The following is a 2,757-nucleotide window of genomic DNA, read 5'->3' on the forward strand; positions in this document are numbered from 1 at the left end:
ATATCTCATGAAAATACCCCCTTTACTGGTTGTCCAGTAAAGGGGGTACATATCATTATCACCAGTAGTGCTTTATTTATAACTTTATAGGTTTTCATAATATAGAAAATTACCCAATTCTAATCTTTCTATATATGTCATAAATTCATCAAAAATAATTTGCCGCAAAACGGTTATCATGTGAATAGAGTTACTATAAGAATTAGCTATTATAAGAATTAGTTACTATAATAATCTAGTTACCATGGAGATATAACAAAATACCTTTATAAATCCTTTACTACATCGGCTAATTTTTCTTTCAAAGCTTCCAATTTTTTGCTCATAAATTCCAGTTCGCTCTTAGCTCGTGAATCATCTTCATAGGACAAAAATGAATGCAACACATCAAGTACATCTTGGTTGTCTGCAGAAATTATTTCTTTCCAATCTTGTAAGACAGTTTTACGGCCAATCCCTTTTACGTGCTTACGATATTCTGTGGGTGTCATATTAAAATGCTTTTTAAAAGCCACATTAAAAGCCTTCACATCAGCAAAGCCACAATCACTTGCAATTCTTGCAACAGCCTCATCCGTACTAGCTAAACGAACAGTAGCATCACGGATTCTCAACCGCAATACATACTCAACAAATGAAATCCCCATTTGTCGTTTAAAAAACTGCGATGTATAAGCAACATTATAGCCCCCAATTTTTGCAATATCCTCTAACTCTATTTTCTGCTCATAATGCTCATCAATATAGGCAATCATATTATCAAAAGATGCCGGTTTTATATCTCCAGGTCTAGCATTTTCGTGAACCTTTTTTATGGGATCAAACTCTCTAAATACATCACCAGCCAAAGCTAAGTAATGGTGTTCTATCCACATTCGATGTACTGGGCTTTCACCTTTAATCATCAATAACATCGTCATAGCAGCATGATGGCGTAAGGTTGTAAAGAATTCATTATGACCCGTACTATCATCTGAACGTAAAATAAATTGATACGTCCCAAAATCAGAATCATACTGTTGGTAAAATTCGTTACCTACATGAGTAACAAAGGCTATAGTATCCTCTTCAAGGGCTAATGTTGCATGCCCTACTTGAGGAGAAATAATTACAACATCAAGAGGTTTCAGTGTAAAAACCTCACCATTGCAACTCATCTCAACGCTACCTTTTAACAAGATAAAAATCTCAGTTTCTGCATGCCAGTTATAATGATATGTACTAACCCTATATATGTTGCTGCTAAACTCTATGTAGTTATGTTTATATGAATAGTCAAAATAGTCCATTATGCCCTATTGCTCCACATACAAAAAGCATCCCTTAATACTCCAAGGGATGCTTTTATTATCATATATTTATTTATCTGCGGTCAACAGAATTTTAGATGACATAAATACATATTATATAAAGACCTATACAGCAGGTAATAGTCCTAGTAGATATACATTAAAGGTATCACCAGGATGTACTTCATGTACACCACGCGGAATACATGCCAATGCATTCACCGTATAGAGGCCTAACATACTGCTACTATTAAAGTGACGGTTAGCTACAAAGCGTGGAACACCTCCACCGAAGATGACTTTACCTTGTACGTACCGATCAAAAGCATTACGCTTAAAGATTTCTGAATCCATTACACAAGCTACTACCGGTGTAGTCCAATTTGCCAAACCTTTATAGCGTTTCAATGTTGGTGCTACGATTAGATGCCAACCATTGAACGCAGCCCCTGGGTTACCAGAAAGGCCAAAGATAATTTGACCTTTAGGTGTCACTGCACCATAGGATGCCGCACCTGGACGCATTTGAATACGTGCATAAATAGATTTAGCCCCTAGTTTCTCATAAATAAGAGGCATTGTATCAAACAGCCCTACAGATACACCGCCAGAGCTAATGATAATATCAGCATCTTCACTGAGCTGTAACACATGGTTAATTTCAGAGTCTAATTCCTCTGGAGCATCACTGACATGATAGTGCGTAATCTTATGAAAGCCTAAATCCTCCAAGAGTCCACAAATCATAGCTCTATTAGAGTTATAAATTTTACCAGCTGTTAAGCTTTCACCAGGTTCAATCACCTCATGGCCAGAGGTAAGGACTAGCACGCGAGGCATTGCATTGACAGCAATCTCAGTCAACCCCAGACCAGTCAAAACAGTTTGTACCGTAGAGGTTACCTCTGTTCCACGAGGAATCACAATAGTGCCAGCACTACATTCCTCACCTTGAGGGATGATATGATCGCCACATTTGTATTTACCTTGAATTGTGATTGTTATACCTGGTTCTCCGGAGCCAACTACCTGTTCTTGCATGATAACAGTATCACATGTATCCGGTATAGGTGCGCCCGTCATAATACGTACTGCATGACCTAGTGCAACAGGTTGTTCCCATACAACGCCGGCGCCTATAACACCGTCAACAATATACTCATTACAATCCGAGGAAAAGGCAATGGCATACCCATCCATCGCTGATTTCGAAAAGGCCGGTACATCTGTGGGCGCAACGATATCCTCTGCCAACACATATCCCTTAGCAGACTTAACATCAATCATTTCTACTTTATAAACTTGCGTATCTAAGGCCTTCTCCCATAATTGAAGGGCCTCCTCAACAGTAACGACGGCCATTTAAACACCTCATCATTTCCTGTATGTGACGTACTAATCCAGGTACGTCTTGGTCTAACTTGCTAATTTCAATTGTAGCTACTCGGTCCGTTGCATCCGAGATAAG

2 protein-coding genes are annotated in these 2,757 nt (G+C 38.6%); both read right to left on the reverse strand.

The genetic code is table 11. The annotated features are described in order from the left end of the window. Positions 1 to 266: 266 nt before the first annotated feature. Complete coding sequence (locus QZ055_RS09060) at positions 267 to 1,289, reverse strand: AraC family transcriptional regulator (protein WP_295826381.1); 1,023 nt, start codon at positions 1,287 to 1,289, stop codon at positions 267 to 269. A 126-nt stretch (positions 1,290 to 1,415) separates the two neighbouring features. Beyond that, positions 1,416 to 2,651 carry a molybdopterin molybdotransferase MoeA gene (locus QZ055_RS09065; RefSeq protein WP_295826382.1) on the reverse strand — a complete coding sequence of 412 codons (1,236 nt, stop codon included), beginning with the start codon at positions 2,649 to 2,651 and terminating at the stop codon, positions 1,416 to 1,418. Between the last annotated feature and the right edge of the window lie 106 nt (positions 2,652 to 2,757).

This window comes from uncultured Veillonella sp. (assembly GCF_905209685.1).
Taxonomy (GTDB): domain Bacteria; phylum Bacillota; class Negativicutes; order Veillonellales; family Veillonellaceae; genus Veillonella.

Excerpts from the sequence above, each read along its gene's own strand:
- QZ055_RS09060 (WP_295826381.1), bottom strand. The coding sequence starts at position 1,289 with ATGGACTATTTTGACTATTCATATAAACATAACTACATAGAGTTTAGC.
- QZ055_RS09065 (WP_295826382.1), bottom strand. The coding sequence starts at position 2,651 with ATGGCCGTCGTTACTGTTGAGGAGGCCCTTCAATTATGGGAGAAGGCC.